Source organism: Kitasatospora purpeofusca (genome assembly GCF_042691725.1).
Lineage (GTDB): Bacteria > Actinomycetota > Actinomycetes > Streptomycetales > Streptomycetaceae > Kitasatospora > Kitasatospora purpeofusca_B.
This window is the reverse complement of sequence record NZ_CP170483.1, coordinates 5,368,272-5,387,572: the sequence shown is the minus strand read 5'-3', so window position 1 is coordinate 5,387,572 and position 19,301 is coordinate 5,368,272. Positions and strand designations below refer to the sequence as shown.

Sequence of the window (19,301 nt, the reverse complement as noted above, 5' to 3'; positions counted from 1 at the left end):
GGCCTCAGAGCTTCTCGACCGGCGCGTAGCGCAGCAGCAGCTGCTTGCGCCCCTCCGAGCCGAAGTCCACCGTGGCCTGCGCCTTGTCACCGGCCCCGGTGGTGGCCACCACGGTGCCCAGCCCGAAGGTGTCGTGGGTGACCCGGTCGCCGACCGCCAGCGCGACCGCCTCCCGCTCCACCGCCGCGCCCGAACGCCGCGCCGACTGCCCCCAGCCCGCCTTCGGCGAGGCCCCGGCCGACGAACCGCGCGAGGAGGAGCCACCGCGCGGGGAGGAGCCCGAACCGCCCGAGGACTTCCCGCCCCAGGACGACCCGGACGAGAAGCCGCGCGAGGCCGGCGCCGACGCCGCCCCCATGCGCTTCCACTCCACCAGCGTCTCCGGGATCTCCTCCAGGAACCGCGAGGCCGGGTTGTACGACGGCTGCCCCCAGGCGCTGCGCAGCACCGACCTGGTCAGGTAGAGCCGCTGCCGCGCCCGGGTCAGCCCGACGTACGCGAGGCGCCGCTCCTCCTCCAGCTCCTTGACCTGGTTGAGCGCCCGCATGTGCGGGAAGATGCCGTCCTCCATGCCGGTCAGGAAGACCACCGGGAACTCCAGGCCCTTGGCGGTGTGCAGGGTCATCATCGTGATGACGCCCTGCCCCTCCTCGTCCTCGTCCGGGATCTGGTCGCTGTCGGCGACCAGCGCCACCCGCTCCAGGAAGTCGGCCAGCGAGCCGACCGGCGGCGCGCCGTCCTCGCCCGCGTCCGGGCGCTCGCCCGGGTCCTGCTCGTACTCCAGGGCGACCGAGGCCAGCTCCTGGAGGTTCTCCACCCGGGTCTCGTCCTGCGGGTCGGTCGACGCCTGGAGCTCGGCGAGGTAGCCGGTCTCCTCCAGCACCGCCTCCAGCACCGCGGCCGGACCGGCGCCGGACTCGACGACCTGGCGCAGCCCGGCCATCAGCGCGTTGAACTTCTTCACCGCGTTCGCCGAGCGCGCGGCCATCCCGTACGCCTCGTCGACCCGCTGCAGCGCCTGCGCGAAGGAGATCCGCTCGCGCGCGGACAGCGCGTCGATCATCGCCTCGGCCCGCTCGCCGATGCCGCGCTTGGGTACGTTGAGGATCCGGCGCAGCGGCACGGTGTCCTCCGGGTTGGACAGCACCCGCAGGTAGGCCAGGACGTCCTTGACCTCCTTGCGCTCGTAGAAGCGCACCCCGCCGACCACCTTGTACGGCAGGCCGACCCGGATGAACACCTCCTCGAAGACGCGGGACTGCGCGTTGGTGCGGTAGAAGATCGCGACGTCGCCGGGCCTGGCCGCGCCCGCGTCGGTGAGCCGGTCGATCTCGTCGGCGATGAACTGGGCCTCGCCGTGCTCGTCGTCCGCGACGTAGCCGACGACCTTCTCGCCGTCCTCGCCGGCCGTCCAGAGCTTCTTCTTGCGCCGGTTGGCGTTGCGCTCGATGACGGAGTTGGCCGCGCTCAGGATGGTCTGGGTGGAGCGGTAGTTCTGCTCCAGCAGGATCGTGGTGGCGTTCGGGTAGTCCTCCTCGAACTGGAGGATGTTGCGGATCGTCGCGCCGCGGAAGGCGTAGATCGACTGGTCCGCGTCACCGACCACGCACAGCTCGGCGGGCGGCACCTCGGCCGGCCGGCCGGCCGCCGGGTCGACCCAGTCGCCGTCGACGGTGCGCTTCGGGGCGTCGGCCGCCGCGCCGCCGCTCAGCTCGCGGACCAGCGTGTACTGGGCGTGGTTGGTGTCCTGGTACTCGTCGACCAGGATGTGCCGGAACCGCCGCCGGTAGTGCTCCGCGACGTCCGGGAACGCCTGGAGCAGGTTCACCGTCGTCATGATGATGTCGTCGAAGTCGAGGGCGTTGGCCTCGCGCAGCCGCCGCTGGTAGAGGAAGTACGCCTCGGCGAGCTTCTTCTCCATCGGGTTGGCGGCCTGGTCGGCGTAGGTCTCCTCGTCGATCAGCTCGTTCTTGAGGTTGCTGACCTTGGCGGTGAAGGACTTCGGCGGGAACTGCTTCGGGTCGAGGTCGAGGTCGCGGCAGACCAGCGCCATCAGCCGCTGCGAGTCGGCCGAGTCGTAGATCGAGAACGACGAGGTGAAGCCGAGCAGCTTGGACTCGCGGCGCAGGATCCGCACGCAGGCGCTGTGGAAGGTGGAGACCCACATCGCCCGGGCGCGCGGGCCGACCAGCTGCTCGACGCGCTCGCGCATCTCGCCGGCCGCCTTGTTGGTGAAGGTGATCGCCAGGATCTCGCCCGGCTGCACCCCGCGCGCACCCAGCAGGTACGCGATCCGGTGGGTGAGCACCCGGGTCTTGCCGGAGCCGGCGCCGGCCACGATCAACAGCGGCGAGCCGGCGTGCAGCACGGCCTCGCGCTGCGGGTCGTTCATGCCCTCCAGCAGCGCGGCCGGGTCGATCACCGGACGGGCGGCGCCGTTGCGGTACCAGGCGTCCCGCTCGGTCTCGGCCGCGTGGTCGGTGTGGAACAGCCCCTCGGGGATCGCCTCCTCGTAGGCGTCGTACGGGACGTCGTCCCCGTACGGCGGCGGCTCCTCGTCGATCGGCGGCGCGGGCTGCTTCGACCCGGCGGCGGCGGGGGCCTCGAAACCGGGGAGCGGGAGGTCGTCAAAGAGGCTACTCATGGCACTGACGAGTCTATGGCCACCCGCCGACAAGCCCGCCCGGCCCTTGACAGGACCGGGCGGGGCGGCGCGACGGCCCGCTCAGACCAGCCGGCGCGCGGTGGCCCAGCGGGTCAGCTCGTGCCGGTTGCTCAGCTGGAGCTTGCGCAGCACCGCCGAGACGTGGCTCTCCACCGTCTTCACCGAGATGAACAGCTGCTTGGCGATCTCCTTGTACGCGTAGCCGCGGGCGATCAGCCGCAGCACCTCGCGCTCGCGCTGGGTCAGCCGGTCCAGGTCCTCGTCCACCGGCGGGGTGTCGGTGGCGGCGAAGGCGTCCAGCACGAAGCCGGCCAGCCGGGGCGAGAAGACGGCGTCCCCGTCGGAGATCCGGAAGATCGCGTCGACCAGGTCCGTCCCGGTGATCGTCTTGGTGACGTAGCCGCGGGCGCCGCCGCGGATCACGCCGATCACGTCCTCCGCCGCGTCCGACACCGAGAGCGCCAGGAACCGCACTCCCCCCGGATCGCCCATCAACCCGGCCGAGCGGCGCAGCACCTCGACGCCGCCGCCGCCGGGCAGGTGGACGTCCAGCAGCACCACATCGGGCCGCGTCTCGGCCACCACCCGGACCGCGGACTCCACGTCGTCGGCCTCGCCGACCACGTCGATGCCGGTCGTCTCGGTGCGCCCGATCTCCGCCCGTACCCCCGTCCGGAACATCCGGTGGTCGTCGACCAGCACGACCCGCGCGCGACGCTCCGGCGCTGCCTCAGTCATTCGCTCTCTCCATCTCCAGTTCGACCTCGGTCCCGCCGTCCGGCGCCGGCCGCACCCGTGCGGTGCCGCCGTTGCGCTTCATGCGGCCGAGAATCGACTCTCGTACGCCCATCCGGTCCTCGGGCACCGTGTCCGGGTCGAAGCCCGGGCCGTGGTCGCGGACGAACACCATCACGGTCCTCCCCTCGACCTCGGCGTAGACCTGGACCGGTCCCCCGCCACCGTACTTGGCCGCGTTGACGGTCGCCTCCCTCGCGGCCTGCATCTGCGCCGCGATCCGCTCGTCCATCGGGCAGTCGCCGACGATCACCACCTCGACCGGGACGCCGTGCCGGTCCTCGACCTCGGCGACCACCGCCCGCAGGCTCTCCGCCATGGTGTCCGGCGCCTGCTCGGCGACCGCCTCCGGCCGGTAGAGCCACAGCCGCAGCTCGCGCTCCTGGGCCCGGGCGAGCCGCAGCACCTCCTTCGGGTCCTCGGCGCGGCGCTGGATGAGGGTCAGCGTGTGCAGCACCGAGTCGTGGACGTGGGCGGCGATCTCGGCGCGCTCCTGGGCGCGGATGCGGGCGGTGCGCTCGGCGCCGAGGTCCTGCCACATCCGCAGCGCGTACGGGCCCACCAGCACCAGCACACCGGCCAGCACCGCGAGCGAGGCCTCGATCACCGAGCCGATCGTCGAGCCGCTGCCCTGGGTGGCGAGGAAGGCGACGATGCCCGCCACCACCAGCAGCACGCCCGCGCCGACCCGGGTGTAGGCGCCGCGCCGCTTCTCGCCCTCCTCCAGGCCGAACCAGCGCTGCCAGCGCGAGTCGTCGGCCTGCCGCCAGACCAGCGCCACACCGACGCCGATCGCCAGCAGCGGCCAGGTGTACGGCTTGGCGGTCTGCACGTTGAGCGCGTTGAGCAGGGCGATCACACCGATCACCAGCATCACCAGCGCGGCCAGCTGGCCGAGACCGCCCGGCCGCTGGCCCGTGGCCGCGCCGCCGGCCCCCTCGCCCGCCTCGACCGGCTCGCCCCGCACGGCGTGCTGCAGCACCTCGCGCAGCCGGCCGATCCACCCGCCGCGCCGGCCGTCGCCCTTGCTCAGTTCCCCGCCGCCGCCCGCCTGCCAGGAGCCGACCGGGACGAAGGCGCCGTTCACGTACACCCAGTGCGCGCCGGCCCGCGGCTCGCCGATGCCGATCGGCACCACGAACCAGAACGCCGCGTAGAGCAGCCCGCCGAGGCCCTGGGCGAAGAACAGCACCACGAAGGCGATCCGCACCCAGCTGACGGGCAGTCCGAGGTGCACGGCGAGCCCGTGCGCGACACCGCCGAGCATCCGCCCCTGCGGGCTGCGGTACAGCCGGCGGTACGGCGGCTTCCCGTCGGCGGGCGCGGACGGGTCGCCGCCCCCGGGCGGCGCTGGCTCGGGGGCGAGGGGGCGGGGGTCGGAACCGGGTGTTGCCACGGCACCGATCGTTCCACGCGGGCGGACCCGGCCGCATCAGGGTGTGGCCCTGACACCTATCAGGGACAAGTCAGGGTCCGAGCAGGGGCGGGACCGGTTGGGCGGGGGTCCGGGACCCACCAGGATGGTGGCCATGACCGAAGACCACCGCACAGAGGAGTTCCACGAGGCCGGGACGAGCGCCCCGCCCGCGCCGGACCGGCCCCCGCTGACCCGGGCCGAGCACCACCGCGTGGTGGCCGGCGTCTGCGGCGGCCTCGGCCGGCACCTGGACATCGACCCGGTGGTCTTCCGCGTCGTGACGGTCGTGCTCTGCCTCTCCGGCGGCCTCGGCCTCTTCCTGTACGGCCTGGCCTGGCTGATCGTGCCGACCGACCCGGGCGCGGACGGCAAGGGCGGCCGCTCCGGCCGCACCGAGCTCCAGCGGGTGCTCACCGGCCGGGTGGACGGCCAGTCGGTCGGCGCGGTGCTGCTGACCGTGATCGGCACCGGGGTCTTCTTCTCCTCGATGGGCGACGGCAACCAGCTGTTCCCGCTGATCCTGCTCGCCGGGCTGGTCTTCCTCGCCGTCCGCTACGACCCCGAGCGCCGGCGCGGCGGCCGGATCCGCGGCCGCCGCCACCGGCACCACCACCCGCACGGCCACGGGTACGGGACCGGGAACGGGACCGGCGGACCGCAGGGCGGCCCGTACGACCGGTACTTCCCGGACGCCGGCCCCGCCGCCGGGGACCCCGCCGGGACCGCCGCGAGCGGCTACCGCTGGCCGCGCGAGGAGCCGGCCGCGGCCGAGGAGGCCCGCGCCCGGCACGCCGCCGCGCGCGAAGCCGGCACCGTCCCCGCCGACACCCCGCACGCCGGCCCGTCCGGCTACCTGTGGGACCCGCGCCACCCCGAGCGCGACCCGTACGGCGGCACCGCGCCGACCCCGCCGCCCGGCGCCCCGACCCGCCCGTGGTGGCAGCGCACCGACCTGCCGCAGGGCGACCCGCTGCGCAAGGAGGCCGGCCCCGTCCCGCCGAGCCCGCCGCCCGCGCCGCGCCCGCCCGTGGTGGTGCACCGGCGCGAGCGCTCCCCGCTCGGCCTGATCGGCCTGCTGCTGGCGGTGGGCGCCGCCAGCGCCGTCTGGTCGGCCTCGACCGACGGCGGGGCCACGGTGCGGGCCGGCAGCGTGCTGGCCACCGCGCTGCTGGTGATCGGCCTGACCCTGCTGCTCGGCGCGAAGTTCGGCCGGGCCCGCCGGCTGGTGGTCCCCGGCCTGCTGCTCACCGTCGCGCTGACCGCGATCGGCGGCTCCTCGGTCACCACCCGCAACGTGGCCGGCGACCGCACCTGGACCGTCGCCACGGCCGCCGAGCTGCAGCCCAAGTACGCGCTGGGGGTCGGCTCGCTGCGCCTGGACCTCAGCGCGCTCGACCCGGCCGGCGCGACCCTGGCCACCACGGCCGAACTGGGCGCCGGCGACCTGACCGTGACGGTGCCGCCGGACGTGACGGTCAACGTGCGCAGCGAGATCGGCCTGGTCGAGGTCCGCATCACGGGCCGCGAGGGCTACGACGACGGGCCGGGGACCCGCACCTACCAGCTGCTCCCGGCGAACGGACAGGCATCCAAGGGCACGCTCGACCTCACGCTGAAGGTCGGGCTCGGCAACGTCAAGGTGGTCCAGCAGTGAGGAAGCACCAGCTCGACCTGTTCTCGCTGATCGCCGGGGGGCTGTTCACCGCGATCGCGGTGCTCTACCTGGTGGCGGCGGTGAACGACGTCTCGGTGAACGGCCGGATCGTCATCCCGGTGACCTTCATCGTCCTGGGCCTGGGCGGCCTGGCCGGGGCGGTGGCGGCGGCGGTGCGCCGCTCCCGGCCGGAGGACCGGGGACCGGACCGGGGCGTGTCCTAGCTCCTGGCCCGCTCCTGGCCCGCTCCTCAGCTCTCCAGCGGCCCCAGCCGCAGCTTGTCGCCCTCCTTGGTGACCCGGTACTTCGGCAGCGGCTTGGTGGCCGGGCCGTTCACCACCGCACCGGTGGCCGCGTCGAACCGGGAGCCGTGGCAGGGGCAGGAGAGCTTGCCGTCCTTGGGCGCGTCGACCGCGCAGCCGGAGTGCGTGCAGATCGAGGAGAACGCGCAGTACTGGCCCGCCTTGGGCTGCACCACGTAGACCGCGTCGCCGCTGGCCGGGTCCTTGACCTGGGCCGAGCCGCCGACCGGGACGCTCGCCGCGTCCAGCGTGACCGGCGCGGCGGCCGGCGCCGGGACGGCGGACTGCTTCGCCTTCGCGTCCGCGCCGGGCTTGTCCCGCCCGAAGGTGGCGGTCAGCGAGCCGGTGAGCAGTCCGGCGCCGCCCATCGCGACGGCCGCGATGCCGCCGTCCATCAGGGCCCGGCGCCGGACGTGCGCCTCGCGCAGGCCGCGCCTGCGGTCCCGGGCGGCGCGGCGGGCGAGGTAGCCGTCCACCGAGAGGTACGGGGTGCCGGCCAGCACCAGCGGCGTCCAGGCCATCAGGTAGGCGAGGTCGTTGCCGAGGTAGTACGGCGCGACGGTCCAGCTGACGGTGAGCCAGAGGGTGAGGTTGATCAGGGCCCCGCCGGCGGCGGCGAGCCGGCCCCAGAGGCCGAGCAGGGTGCCCAGGCCCACCGCCAGCTCGCCGAAGGCGACCAGCAGGGCGAACGGGGTGGGGTGGGACAGGGCCGGGCCGAGCAGGAAGTCGATCGGGCTGGAGCCCTTGACGGCCCGGGTCTGCGAGACGAACGAAGCCGGGTCGCCGGCCCCGGCCAGGTAGTGGCTGTCGGAGAGCTTGTCGAGCGCCGCGTAGACGAAGGTGACGCCGAGGAAGATCCGCAGCGGCAGCAGCGCCAGCCGCGAACCGGCCGCCTTCCACGCGGTGATCCGCCCGGCTGCGCCCGTCGGGCCCGCGCCGGCCGGGGAACCGGGGGCCGGACCGGCCGTGCCCTCGCCGATGGTCCCGGCCCCGGCCGCACCCGGCCCGGCCGAAACGGAGCTGCTGGCCTCCGTCATTCCCCACACCTTCCTTCACCGGCCCGTCACCGCCTGACAGGTCCGGACGCATTCTGCCCGCTCGTGAGCGCTTTCGGTGGGAGGGCCCACCCGGGGCCGGGACGAAGTCACCGCCCCCGGGCCGACCGGGCCGAAGCGCCCGGAGCGAGTGGGCGAGCAACCGAACACCCGCGCCGCCGACCCCTGGTACGGGGGCGGCGGCGCGGGTGTTCAGAACCGGTCAGGACCGGCCGGGGCGGGGAGTGCTCACTCCCACTCGATGGTGCCCGGCGGCTTGCTGGTGCAGTCCAGCACCACGCGGTTGACGTCGCGGACCTCGTTGGTGATCCGGGTGGAGATGCGGGCCAGCACGTCGTACGGCAGACGCGACCAGTCGGCCGTCATGGCGTCCTCGGAGGACACCGGGCGCAGCACGATCGGGTGACCGTAGGTGCGGCCGTCGCCCTGGACGCCGACGCTGCGGACGTCCGCCAGCAGGACCACCGGGCACTGCCAGATCTCGCGGTCCAGGCCGGCCGCGGTCAGCTCCTCGCGGGCGATCGCGTCGGCCTCGCGCAGCAGGTCCAGGCGATCCCTGGTGACCTCGCCGACGATCCGGATGCCCAGGCCCGGGCCCGGGAACGGCTGGCGCTGGACGATCTCCTCCGGCAGGCCGAGCTCCTGGCCGACCATCCGGACCTCGTCCTTGAACAGCTTGCGCAGCGGCTCGACCAGCGCGAACTGGAGGTCCTCAGGCAGGCCGCCGACGTTGTGGTGGGACTTGATGTTGGCGGTGCCGGTGCCGCCGCCGGACTCCACCACGTCCGGGTACAGGGTGCCCTGGACGAGGAAGTCGACCGACTCGCCGTGCTCGCCGGCCTCGGCGATGATCTCGGCCTGCGCCTGCTCGAAGACCCGGATGAACTCCCGGCCGATGATCTTGCGCTTCTCCTCCGGGTCGCTGACGCCCTTCAGCGCGTCCAGGAAGCGCTCCTGCGCGTCGACGACCTTCAGCTGCACGCCGGTGGCGGCGACGAAGTCCTTCTCGACCTGCTCGGTCTCGCCCTTGCGCATCAGGCCGTGGTCGACGTAGACGCAGGTCAGCCGGTCGCCGATGGCCTTGTTGACCAGGGCGGCGGCGACCGCCGAGTCCACGCCGCCGGACAGGCCGCAGATCGCGCGCTTGGTGCCGACCTGGGCGCGGATCGCCGCGACCTGCTCCTCGACCACGTTGCCGGTGGTCCAGGTGGGGGCGAGGCCGGCGCCGCGGTAGAGGAAGTGCTCCAGGATCTGCTGGCCGTGGTCGGAGTGCAGCACCTCGGGGTGGTACTGGACGCCGTAGAGGCGGGCCTCGTCGTTCTCGAAGGCCGCGACCGGCACCACGTCGGTGGAGGCGGTGACGGTGAAGCCCTCGGGGGCCGCGGAGCAGGCGTCGCCGTGCGACATCCACACCGAGTGCTGGGCCGGGACGCCCTCGAACAGGGTCGAGCCGGTGCGCGAGACGGTCAGCGGGGTGCGGCCGTACTCCCGGGCACCGGTGTTGTCGACCGTGCCGCCGAGCGTCTTGGCCATCAGCTGGAAGCCGTAGCACATGCCGAAGACCGGCACGCCGGCCTCGAAGATCGCGCCGTCGAGCTGCGGCGCGCCCTCCTCGTAGACCGACGAGGGACCGCCGGAGAGGATGATCGCCTTCGGGTTCTTGGCGAGCATCTCGGCGACCGGCATGCTGCTCGGCACGATCTCGCTGTAGACCCGGGCCTCACGCACCCGACGGGCGATGAGCTGGGCGTACTGGGCACCGAAGTCGACCACCAGGACGGTGTCGGTCTCAGGTACGGACTGGACGGGAGTAGCAGAGGACACAGACGGCCTTCCGGCAGCGGTACGAAAGGTGTCGCGCGGCGCGCCCTACGGAGGGGTGCACGGCGGGCGACGGGCGGGGGTCTGCCACCGAGTCTACCGGGCTGGCCGGTTTCACTCGTCTGCCCGCCCCGCCGACCGTGACCCCCGCGGCCGCCGGTTCGTTGCTCCGGGCGGACCGTACGATCCGCGCCGCGCCCGCCAGACGCGTCGCCCCCGCCCCGGCCAGGGCGCCTCCGTACGGCACTGCAGGACCACGCGTGGAGCTCACCCCCAGTCCACCGGCGCGCGTGGCGCCGTCGCGGAGAACCGGCCCCGGCCGGGGAGCGGCGCGCCGTGGGACCGCGCGCGGGTGCTGCGGCCGGCCAGCAGGGGACAGCGAACCCGGTCGCGACTGGACCAAGGAGGTGGGGCGGCCGGCCGCCGGGGACGCCCGGGGCCGGCCGCCGCACCCGCCGCGATCCCGGCGCACCCCGTCCGCCACCCCCGCGCCGCTGCGCACGTCCCCGTGCGCTCCGGCCAGCACCATTACGCACCGTGATCATCCCTGTCGCCCCTCCCCCGACCGTCCCGGCACCCGGCGCGGCGGGCCCCGGCCTCGGACCGGCCACCGGCCCGGCCGGAAACGGCCTGGACCGAATCATGCCGAATCGGTTGCAGAGCAAGCCCTTCGTCCAGGACGATGCTGCGTGGAAGAGGTTCTCCCGACGGCCGAAGGGCCGCCTGCGGAGTACCGTCCCGGTGCCGCCGAGACCCGCGGTGGCAACGATTGCCACCTCACGCTCCGTGAGCGAGGGTCCGATGCGGGCATGCCCGCCGGACCGCCGCCACGGCACTTCGCGCCCGCGCGCGCCGGCCCACCCCCGCCGGAGCGGCGGCGCGCCGCCACCGAGCCAACCGTCCGGACGGCGCTCCTCCCCCGGCGCCGTCACCCAGCACCGGCGCGGCCCTGACGCCGAGTGCTGAACGACAAAGGGCCCCGTTCCCCCGCGGGGCCCTTTGCCCTGTCCGGGGCCGGTCGCGCGGACCGGCGCCCCGGATCGCAGGGCGTGCTACGGCCGGCGGCTCCAGACGCTGGGGTCCACCGGGTCCTCGCCCTCCGGCCGCCGCTCGGCGGGCCGCTGCCCGTCGCCCGAGCCGATCACCTCCGAGAGCGTCGGCGCACCGGCGGGGTACTCCCCCTCCGGCTGCGCCGGCACCGCCGCCGACGGCGCCTGCACCCGGCGGTCGCGGGCCGCCAGCAGCGGCGGCACCGCCAGCGCGCCGACCGCCGCCCAGACGGCGTTGGCTGCCAGCAGCGTCCACGGCACCAGGCAGAGCGCGCTCTCGAACCCGGTGTCCTCGCCGCGGCCGAGGAAGCGGACGGTGGCCTTCGAGGAGCTCAGCGCCCCCGACACCAGCATCAGCAGGCTGAGAGCCACGGCGTACACCACCGCCAGCCGGAGCCGGTCCGCGGCGTCCAGCCGCCGCCGGTACGCCGTCCAGCCGAGCACCGCGGCGGCGGCCAGCGCGAGCAGCCCGGTCCAGCGCCAGTCGCCGCTCGCGCCGTGCAGGTCGAAGAAGGAGTACTCGTCGACGTCGCGCGGGTCGCGGTACCAGTCCGAGTCGACGGCGGCCGGCATCTCGCTGCTGATCCGGAAGGTCGCCCCGGAGCCCAGCCCGAGCAGCATCAGGCCGACGTTGGGCAGGAAGGCCGTCACGGTGCCGGTCAGTTCGCCTCCGGCGCCCTCGTCGCCGCTCAGGACCGCGGCCACCACGAAACCGACCGCCGCCGCCACGCCGACCGAGACCGCCAGCGCGCGACCGGCCGCCAGCCCGGCGACCGCCCAGCCGCGCACCGCCCGGTTGCGCCAGGCCGCCCAGCGCAGCGCGTCCGTGCCGTACACGGCGAACGCGAGCAGCCCGGCGAGCAGCGCCGTCCAGCCGGCCGCCTCGATCCAGCCGGCCGAGGACGCGTGGGCGGCCCGGCCGAGCGCCCCGGAGGCGACGTCGACGTCGAAGCGGCCGGCCGGGTGCCAGGTGGCGCCGCCGACCAGGCCGAGCAGCACGGTCACCGCGGCCGCGACCACGGCGGTGCGCACGGCCTCGCCGGTCGCCTGCCGGCGGGTCTGCTGCTCGCCGGTGCGCTCCTGCGCGCGGCGCGCCCCGATCCGCAGGCCGAGCCAGAGCGCGAGCAGCCACAGCGCGGTGACGGTCAGCGGCACCGCGCGGACCAGCGTCTCGCTGCCGCTCGCGAGGTCGGGCCGGCCGCCGGTGCCGACGTGCAGTTGGAACGGCGCGCCGAGGGCGCCGAGGACGACCGCCAGCGCGGTGCCGAAGCGCTTGCCGTAGGAGGGCGGGTCGAGGGCGGCGACGTAGGGGAAGAACTCCCCCGGGATCGCGACGACGAGCGCGGCCAGCAGCAGGACGGCGGTGGGCGCGACCACCGCGCGCAGCGCCGGGCGCCAGTCGGCGCCGGTCAGCCAGGCGAGTGCGGCGGGCCGGCCGGCGGCCGGGTCGTACGGCCGGCCGGCGCCCCAGGGGCCGCCGACGTCCGGCGGGGCGGCGGCGGGGGCGGGCGGAGCAGGCGGGGCAGGTGGGGCAGGTGGCGCCGGGGGCAGCACCGGCGGCGGCAGGTCGGCGGGCGCGGGCGGCTTCCCCGGCGACGGCACCCCGGCGGACGGCGGCGCGGACGGCGGCGGAGGAAGCGGCGGCGGAGGCGGCGGCGACAGGACCGGCGGCACGGCCGGCGGCGACACCAGTGGCCGCCCGCAGGACGCGCAGCCGAACGCCCCCTCCGCCGAAGCCGCGCCGCAGGATGCGCAGATGGACATGGACCGCGTCCCCCCGTCCGAACGAACGATCTCCTGGTCTCCCAGGGCGCCCCTTTTCTCCCACCGGGTCCGGACGGCTGTCAACCGGTCACGCGCCGCCGGAAGGGCGCGGGACACCTCAGGGACGTTCCCGGCGGTGCCCGCCCGCCCGGCGGCCGACGGGTCAGGCCTGCTTCTTCGGCACCTCCGGCACCGCCAGCAGCGGCAGCCGCAGCGCTCCGAACGCCCCGTCCGGCACCGCCGGGGCGGCCGGCGGGACGGCGGCGACCCGGCGGTAGTCCTCGCCGGGCGCCGGACGGGCGTCCCGCTCGCCCTTGTTCGGCCACATCGACATGGCCCGCTCGGCCTGCGCCGTGATGGTCAGCGACGGATTGACGCCGAGGTTGGCGGAGACCGCCGCACCGTCCACCACGCTGATCCCGGGGTACCCGTAGAGCCGGTGGTACGGGTCGACGACGCCGGTCAGCGGGGAGTCGCCGATCGGGCAGCCGCCCAGGAAGTGCGCGGTCATCGGGATGTCGAAGATCTCGCCGACGCTGCCGCCGGGGAAGCCGTTGATCTCGTCGGCGAGCGCCCGGGCGGCGCCCTCGGCGGCCGGGATCCAGGTCGGGTTGGGCGCGCCGTGGCCCTGGCGGGAGGTCAGCGTGCCCTTGCCGAGGCCCTTCTCCTTCAGCGAGACGGTGATCGAGTTGTCCAGCGACTGCATCACCAGACCGATGATCGTCTTCTCGGACCACCGGTGCTGGTTCATCGATCGGGCGAAGGTCACCGGGTGCTTGACCGAGTTGCCGAGGTAGCGCAGCCAGCGCGGGACCCGCCCGCCGCCGCGGACCTGGGCGATCGACAGCGCGCCCATCGCGTTGGAGCCCTTGCCGTAGCGGACCGGCTCGATGTGGGTGTTCTCGTCCGGGTGGATCGAGGAGGTGATCGCCACGCCCTTGGTGAAGTCCGCGCGGGCGCCGTACCGCCGGTCGGTGGTCTGCGCGCCCACCAGCGCCTCGGAGTTGGTGCGGGTCAGCTCGCCGAGCCGGGCGGAGATCCGGGGCAGGTGGCCGGCCGCGCGCATCCGGTGCAGCAGGGACTGGGTCCCGTAGGTGCCCGCCGCGACCACCACCTTCGCGGCGGTGACCGTCCGCGCCCCGGCCTTGACCGGGTCGGTGGCGGAGCGGCTGTCGGTGCGCCGGACGTCCACCGCGAAGCCCCCGCCCCACTCGCGGATCCGGGCCACCGTGGTGAGCGGGTGGATCTCGGCGCCGCCCCGCTCGGCCAGGTACAGGTAGTTCTCGGTCAGCATGTTCTTGGCGCCGTGCCGGCAGCCGGTCATGCACTCGCCGCACTCGACGCAGGCCCGGCGGGCCGGACCGGCGCCGCCGAAGTACGGGTCGGCCACCTCGCCGCCGGGCGCCGCCTTCGCCGTGCCGTCGCCGTCCTCGCCGTCGCCGAAGAAGACCCCGACCGGCGCCATGTGGAAGGTGTCGCCGACGCCCATCCGCTCGGCGGCGGCCCGCAGGTGGACGTCGGACGGGGTGACGGTCGGGTTGAGCCGCACCCCGAGCATCCGCCGCGCCTGGTCGTAGAACGGCGCCAGCTCCTCCTGCCAGTCCGTGATGTGGCGCCACTGGCGGTCCTCGAAGAACGCCTTCGGCGGGACGTAGAGGGTGTTGGCGTAGTTCAGCGAGCCGCCGCCCACCCCGGCGCCGGCCAGGATCATCACATTGGCCAGCAGGTGGATGCGCTGGATGCCGTAGAGGCCGAGCTTCGGCGCCCACAGGTAGTCGGCGACGTCCCAGGAGCTGCGGGGCAGTTCGTCGCGGTCGAAGCGGCGCCCGGCCTCCAGGACGGCGACCCGGTACCCCTTCTCGGTCAGCCGCAGCGCCGAGACCGCACCGCCGAAACCGGAGCCGACCACGACCACGTCGTAGTCGAACTCCCGGTCCTCAGCCGAACCCACCATCTGCCACTGCTCCTTCGAAGTCGTCCACGAAACGGGGCCGGCCACCGCCGGGGCTACCTGACGCGCAGGGCCTTCAGGATCCGCAGCCCGGCGGTCATCATCGCCGCGTACTGCCGGTCGTCCTGGCCGGGCGCCGGGGCGAGCGGCAGCAGCCGCTGGCTGGCGATCGTCTGCGCCTCGGTGAACCGCAGGATGCCCTCGGCGCCGTGCCGCCGGCCGAGCCCGGAGTCGCCCATGCCGCCCATCGGCGAGCCGGCCGAGCCGTAGGCCGCGCCGTAGGCCTCGTTGACGTTGACCGTGCCGGTGCGCAGCCGGGCCGCGACCGCCCGGCCGCGCCGGACGTCCCTGGTCCAGACGCTGGAGTTGAGGCCGTACGGGGTGGAGTTGGCGGCGGCCACCGCCTCCTCCTCGGTGTCGAAGCGGTAGACGGAGACCACCGGGCCGAAGGTCTCCTCGCCGCACACCGCCATGTCCGGGGTGACGCCGTCCAGGATGGTCGGCTCGAAGAAGAACGGGCCGAGGTCCGGCCGGGCCTTCCCGCCGGCCACCACGGTGGCCCCGGCCTCGACCGCCTCCTCGACGTGCCGGGTGGTGGTCTCCAGCTGCCGGCCGGAGACCAGCGACCCCATGTCGGCCCCGTAGGCCAGGCCGCCGCCGAGCCGCAGCGCCCGGGTGCGGGCGGCGAACTTGGCCAGGAACTCGTCGGCCACCGAACGGTGCACCAGCAGCCGCTCGATCGAGATGCAGAGCTGGCCGGCCGAGGAGAAGCAGGCCCGGACGGCGCCCTCGGCGGCCCGGTCGAGGTCGGCGTCGGCGAGCACCAGCATGGCGTTCTTGCCGCCGAGTTCGAGCGAGGCGCCGACCAGCCGTTCGGCGGCGCGCCGGGCGACGTCGCGGCCGGTGCGGGTGGAGCCGGTGAACGAGACGTAGTCGCCGTGCTCGACCACGGCCGGGCCGATCACCGGGCCGTCACCGATCACGATCTGCCACAGGTCGGCCGGCAGCCCGGCCTCGACCAGCAGCTCACGGGCCCAGAGCGCGGTCAGCGCGGTCTGCGTGTCCGGCTTGTTGACCACCGCGTTGCCCGCCACGAAGGCCGGCAGGGCGTCGCCGACGGACAGCTCCAGCGGGTAGTTCCACGGCGAGATGTGCCCGATCACGCCCTTGGGGCGGCGGGCCTCGACGGCCTGGGTGAACAGCGGCACCGCGCCGAGGTGCCGCTTGTCGCGCAGGTAGGACGGGGCGGAGCGGCCGTAGTGGCGGGCGGCGATGGCGACGGCGAGGACCTCCTCGAAGGCGTGCAGCCGGGCCTTGCCGGTCTCCGCCTGGATGAGGTCGAGCACCTCGTCCTGCCGCTTGATCAACAGGTCGTGGAAGCGCAGCAGGACGGCGGCCCGGCGGCGGACCGGCAGCGCGGCCCAGGCCGGCTGGGCGCGCCGGGCCAGCTCGAAGGCGACCTCGACGTCCGCCGGGGTGGACCGCGGCAGACCGGCCAGCCGTTCGCCGGTCAGCGGGGCGACGGTCTCCACCACGCTGGGCTCGCCGGTGGCGGTGACCCCGGCGGCGAGCCGGGCGACCAGCGACGACGGCACGGCCGCGGCGACGGTGCGGCCGCCGCCGGGCGCGGCGGGGTTGCGGCCCGGCGAGCCGGTGCCGGCGGGGTCATGGGCCGTGGCAGCTGCTGTGAGGTCCGTCATAGGGCGAGCCTAGGCGTTCCGCGCCCACTTCGGTACCCGTCGGTAACAACAAACCGGGCAGCCGGGCGGCGGCGCCCCGTCGGTCAGCGGGTGGGGGTGAAGTAGTGCAGCACCGCGTTGAACCGCTGCTCGGCCTCGTTCCACTCGCTGCCCCGCTCCGGGCTGGACGAGTAGATCGCGTAGCTGGTGCCGTCCTTGTCGATGAACTCGGCCTCGATCGCCCGGCGGCGACCGCCCTCCTTGGCCAGGTAGCTGAACTCCCAGACCGCCGCCTCGTGGCCGTTCACCGCGACGCTGGTCAGCTTGTGCTGCTTGTACTCCTTCAGCGACTTGGAGACGGTGCTCTCCATCTGCCGCATGTGCTCCAGCGGCCGGACCGACTGGCCGACGGTGACCGCGAACTGCAGGTAGTGCACCTTGTTGTCGGGGCTGTAGTAGATCTGGTTGTCGGGCGTGCTGGTGCGCTGCCAGGCCGGGGTGCCGTCGGGCAGCGGGAAGCGGAAGCCCGCCGGGTCGTCCACCCAGCGGTAGCCGACGGGCGGCGCGGGCGTGCCGTCGGCCCCGGCCGGCAGGGACTCCGCCGAGGCCGGGCCCGGCCCGTCCCCGCCCTCGCGGTCCGCCAGGTAGCGCGCCCCGGCGACCCCGGCGACCAGGACCGCCAGCACGACCGCCAGGACCAGCAGCACTCGCCGGCGCTTGGCCGAACCGCGCACCGGCGCATCGGCGTGCACCCCCGGCGCGACCGGTCCGGTGGGCGCCCCTTCGGGGACCTCCCAGGTCGGCTCGGCCCCGACGGCCGGCACCGCCGCCGACTCCTCGGCCCCGGCCACCGCCGCCACCGGACGCGCCGCGGTGACCGCCTCCGGAGCCACCGCCGGCCGCCCGGCCGCCTCGTCCGGACCGTCCGGCTCCTCCGCCTCGCCCGGCTCGCCCGACCGGTCCACCACCGGCACCGACTGGGTCGGCATCCGCACCGGCGTGACCGGCTTGAACCCCATGGTGTGCCCGGCCTGCACCTCGGCCAGCATCCGGGCCGCCTCGTCCGCGGTCGGCCGGTCCGCCGGATCCTTGGCCATCAGCGCGGCCAGCACCGGCCCCAGCGGCCCCGCCCGGCGCGGCTCCGGCAGCGGATCTCCGACCACCGCGGCCAGCGTGGTCAGCGGCGAGGTGCGACGGAACGGCGAGTCGCCCTCCACCGCCGCGTACAGCGTCGCCCCGAGCCCCCAGAGGTCGGAGGCCGGGCCCGGGCGCTCGCCCTGCGCCCGCTCCGGCGCCAGGTAGTCCGGCGAGCCGACCAGATCGCCCGGCCGGGTCAGCTCGGCCGAGCCCTCGTACGTCGCGATCCCGAAGTCCAGCAGCACCGCCCGCCCGGTCCCGTGCTCCAGCAGCACGTTGGCCGGCTTCACGTCCCGGTGCAGCACGCCCAGTTGGTGGCCCCGGTGCAGGGCGGCCAGCACCTGGCCGCCGACCTCGGCGGCGGCGCGCGGCGGCAGCGTGCCGTCCTGGCTGATCACATCGGCCAGCGAGCGGCCGTCGACCAGCTCCATGACGATCCACGGCCGGCCGTCCTGCTCCAGCACGTCGTGCACCGTGATCACGCCGGGATGCTTGATCCGGGCGGCCGCGGCGGCCTCCCGCTTCATCCGGGCGTGCAGGATCTGCAGGTCCTCCTCGGGGAGGTGGTTGACGGTCAGCTCCTTGACCGCGACCTCGCGGTCCAGCATCCGGTCCCGGGCCCGCCACACCGTGCCCATCCCACCGCGGCCCAGCCGCTCACCCAGCTCGTAGCGCCCGGCCAGCAGCCGCTCCGCCTCGGCCGACTCCGGCCGGTCCTGCGCGCCCATCCGTGACCGCTCCCCCTCGTCCACCTGCCGTCACCGCGACGGAGGGCCCGGCGCAGACCACTCGGTGCAGACCACTGAATCGAACAAATCCCACGGACACATTAGGCGCCCCGGCCGCCCCCGGGTAATCTCCCCCACCCGCCACGGTGGCGACCATGTTCCCACCGGCCCCGTCAGCCTGCGAACAGCACCACGGCCGCCACGCCGAGGACCAGCAGCAGGAACACCCCGCCGACCAGAACCGGCCCCAGCAGCGCCGGCGCAATCCTCGGCGGCCGGGCCGGGCCGGGCTCCTCCGCCCTCGGCCGCCCCGCCTTCGCCGCACCGCCGCGACGGGCCGCACCGCGCCGCGCGGCCGGACGGCGCGGCTCCGGCACGGGCGGCACCGCCCGCTCGCCGGCCGTCGGCTCCGGCGCGCCCGCCAGCAGCTCCGCCAGCTCCAGCCGGACCTCCGCCGCCGTCGGCCGCCGCGACGGATCGGACTGCACCAGCCGCTCCACCAGCGGCCCCAGCGGCCCGCACGCCTCCGACGGCACCCGCCGCCCCTCCCGCACCGCCGTCACCAGCTCCGGCACCCCGCTCTCCGGGTACGGCGCGCGGCCGGTCGCCATCCGGTGCAGCAGCACCCCGAGCGCCCAGCAGTCGCCCGCCGGACCGCCGTCCAGCGGCCAGCGCTCGGCCACCGGCCCGACCAGCTCGGCCCGGACCTCGTAGCGGCGCCTGCCGCCCGGCCCGCCCAACTCCTCGGCCAGCACCTCCTCGGCCACCCCCGGGAGCAGCCCGCCCAGCAGCGCCGCGCCGTCCTCGCAGACCAGCACCGACCCGGCGGTCAGGTTCCCGTGCGCCAGGCCCGCGTCGTGCAGCGCCCGCAGCGCCGCGGCGAGGTCCGCCGCGATCTCCGCCGCCCGGTACGGCGGCAGCGGGCCGTCCGCGAGCACCTCCGCCAGCGGCCGCCCGGCCGGGCCCTCCTCGACGGTCCAGAGCAGGTCGCCCTCGACGAACGCCCCGGCCCCCTGGAGCAGTCGCGGATGCCGCGGCGCGGCGGCACCGACCTCCGCCACCCGGCGCACCAGCCGCTCCCCCCGCACCGGCCCGTCACCGTCCGGCTCCTGATCCCCGGTCAGCCGCGCGGGCAGCTCCCACGCGCGCAGCCGCACGACCTCCCCGCTCCGCTCGTCCACGGCGAGCGCACTCGGCGCCCCCGGACGCTCGATCAGCCGGTAACGCCCCGCCAGCACCTGCCCCGGGCCCGCTCGCATGCGTGTTCCTCTCCGCTCACCGCCA

Annotated in this window: 12 protein-coding genes; 2 read left to right on the top strand and 10 right to left on the bottom strand. The window is 75.2% G+C overall.

The window, feature by feature from the left end; genetic code table 11:
• Positions 1–4 precede the first annotated feature (4 nt).
• The 3 genes from pcrA to ACFCLZ_RS23145 all read right to left on the bottom strand — a co-directional run bounded on the left by pcrA (position 5) and on the right by ACFCLZ_RS23145 (position 4,751).
• The gene (gene pcrA, locus ACFCLZ_RS23155) at positions 5–2,644 is read right to left on the bottom strand and encodes a DNA helicase PcrA (RefSeq protein ID WP_380278844.1); all 2,640 of its coding nucleotides are present in this window, start codon (positions 2,642–2,644) and stop codon (positions 5–7) included.
• An 81-nt stretch (positions 2,645–2,725) separates the two neighbouring features.
• Complete coding sequence (locus ACFCLZ_RS23150) at positions 2,726–3,403, bottom strand: response regulator transcription factor (RefSeq protein WP_030300497.1); 678 nt, start codon at positions 3,401–3,403, stop codon at positions 2,726–2,728.
• Positions 3,396–4,751: a PspC domain-containing protein gene (locus ACFCLZ_RS23145; RefSeq protein ID WP_380286247.1), complete on the bottom strand. Its 1,356-nt coding sequence runs from the start codon at positions 4,749–4,751 to the stop codon at positions 3,396–3,398. The genes ACFCLZ_RS23150 and ACFCLZ_RS23145 overlap by 8 nt, the downstream gene beginning before the upstream one ends.
• 238 nt (positions 4,752–4,989) lie before the next feature.
• Between ACFCLZ_RS23145 and ACFCLZ_RS23140 the strand changes: the two genes are divergently transcribed.
• Positions 4,990–6,531: a PspC domain-containing protein gene (locus ACFCLZ_RS23140; protein ID WP_380278842.1), complete on the top strand. Its 1,542-nt coding sequence runs from the start codon at positions 4,990–4,992 to the stop codon at positions 6,529–6,531.
• Positions 6,528–6,755, top strand: coding sequence for a hypothetical protein (locus ACFCLZ_RS23135; RefSeq protein ID WP_380278840.1), 228 nt, complete (start codon positions 6,528–6,530; stop codon positions 6,753–6,755). Before ACFCLZ_RS23140 ends, ACFCLZ_RS23135 begins: the two co-directional genes overlap by 4 nt.
• Positions 6,756–6,781: 26 nt before the next feature.
• Here the strand turns inward: ACFCLZ_RS23135 and ACFCLZ_RS23130 are convergent, their stop codons facing one another.
• The 7 genes from ACFCLZ_RS23130 to ACFCLZ_RS23100 form a co-directional block, all read right to left on the bottom strand.
• Positions 6,782–7,870 carry a Rieske (2Fe-2S) protein gene (locus ACFCLZ_RS23130; RefSeq protein WP_380278838.1) on the bottom strand — a complete coding sequence of 363 codons (1,089 nt, stop codon included), beginning with the start codon at positions 7,868–7,870 and terminating at the stop codon, positions 6,782–6,784.
• Between the two features lie 246 nt (positions 7,871–8,116).
• The gene (guaA, locus tag ACFCLZ_RS23125; protein WP_380278836.1) at positions 8,117–9,712 is read right to left on the bottom strand and encodes a glutamine-hydrolyzing GMP synthase; all 1,596 of its coding nucleotides are present in this window, start codon (positions 9,710–9,712) and stop codon (positions 8,117–8,119) included.
• Between the two features lie 1,049 nt (positions 9,713–10,761).
• Positions 10,762–12,522: a hypothetical protein gene (locus ACFCLZ_RS23120; RefSeq protein WP_380278834.1), complete on the bottom strand. Its 1,761-nt coding sequence runs from the start codon at positions 12,520–12,522 to the stop codon at positions 10,762–10,764.
• A 163-nt stretch (positions 12,523–12,685) separates the two neighbouring features.
• Positions 12,686–14,476 (bottom strand): GMC oxidoreductase, encoded by a 1,791-nt coding sequence (locus ACFCLZ_RS23115; protein WP_380278832.1) that lies wholly within the window; start codon positions 14,474–14,476, stop codon positions 12,686–12,688.
• Positions 14,477–14,529: 53 nt separating this feature from the next.
• On the bottom strand, positions 14,530–16,173 hold the full coding sequence (locus tag ACFCLZ_RS23110; protein WP_380278830.1) for a succinic semialdehyde dehydrogenase: 1,644 nt from the start codon (positions 16,171–16,173) through the stop codon (positions 14,530–14,532).
• A gap of 83 nt (positions 16,174–16,256) precedes the next feature.
• Positions 16,257–18,017 carry a protein kinase gene (locus ACFCLZ_RS23105; RefSeq protein WP_380278828.1) on the bottom strand — a complete coding sequence of 587 codons (1,761 nt, stop codon included), beginning with the start codon at positions 18,015–18,017 and terminating at the stop codon, positions 16,257–16,259.
• Positions 18,018–18,190: 173 nt separating this feature from the next.
• Entirely contained in the window at positions 18,191–19,276 is a 1,086-nt protein-coding gene (locus ACFCLZ_RS23100) for a hypothetical protein (protein ID WP_380278826.1), read from the bottom strand.
• Positions 19,277–19,301: the final 25 nt, after the last annotated feature.

Excerpts from the sequence above, each read along its gene's own strand:
- pcrA (WP_380278844.1), bottom strand. The coding sequence starts at position 2,644 with ATGAGTAGCCTCTTTGACGACCTCCCGCTCCCCGGTTTCGAGGCCCCC.
- ACFCLZ_RS23150 (WP_030300497.1), bottom strand. The coding sequence starts at position 3,403 with ATGACTGAGGCAGCGCCGGAGCGTCGCGCGCGGGTCGTGCTGGTCGAC.
- ACFCLZ_RS23140 (WP_380278842.1), top strand. The coding sequence starts at position 4,990 with ATGACCGAAGACCACCGCACAGAGGAGTTCCACGAGGCCGGGACGAGC.
- ACFCLZ_RS23130 (WP_380278838.1), bottom strand. The coding sequence starts at position 7,870 with ATGACGGAGGCCAGCAGCTCCGTTTCGGCCGGGCCGGGTGCGGCCGGG.
- ACFCLZ_RS23120 (WP_380278834.1), bottom strand. The coding sequence starts at position 12,522 with ATGTCCATCTGCGCATCCTGCGGCGCGGCTTCGGCGGAGGGGGCGTTC.
- ACFCLZ_RS23115 (WP_380278832.1), bottom strand. The coding sequence starts at position 14,476 with ATGGTGGGTTCGGCTGAGGACCGGGAGTTCGACTACGACGTGGTCGTG.
- ACFCLZ_RS23110 (WP_380278830.1), bottom strand. The coding sequence starts at position 16,173 with ATGACGGACCTCACAGCAGCTGCCACGGCCCATGACCCCGCCGGCACC.
- ACFCLZ_RS23105 (WP_380278828.1), bottom strand. The coding sequence starts at position 18,017 with ATGGGCGCGCAGGACCGGCCGGAGTCGGCCGAGGCGGAGCGGCTGCTG.
- ACFCLZ_RS23100 (WP_380278826.1), bottom strand. The coding sequence starts at position 19,276 with ATGCGAGCGGGCCCGGGGCAGGTGCTGGCGGGGCGTTACCGGCTGATC.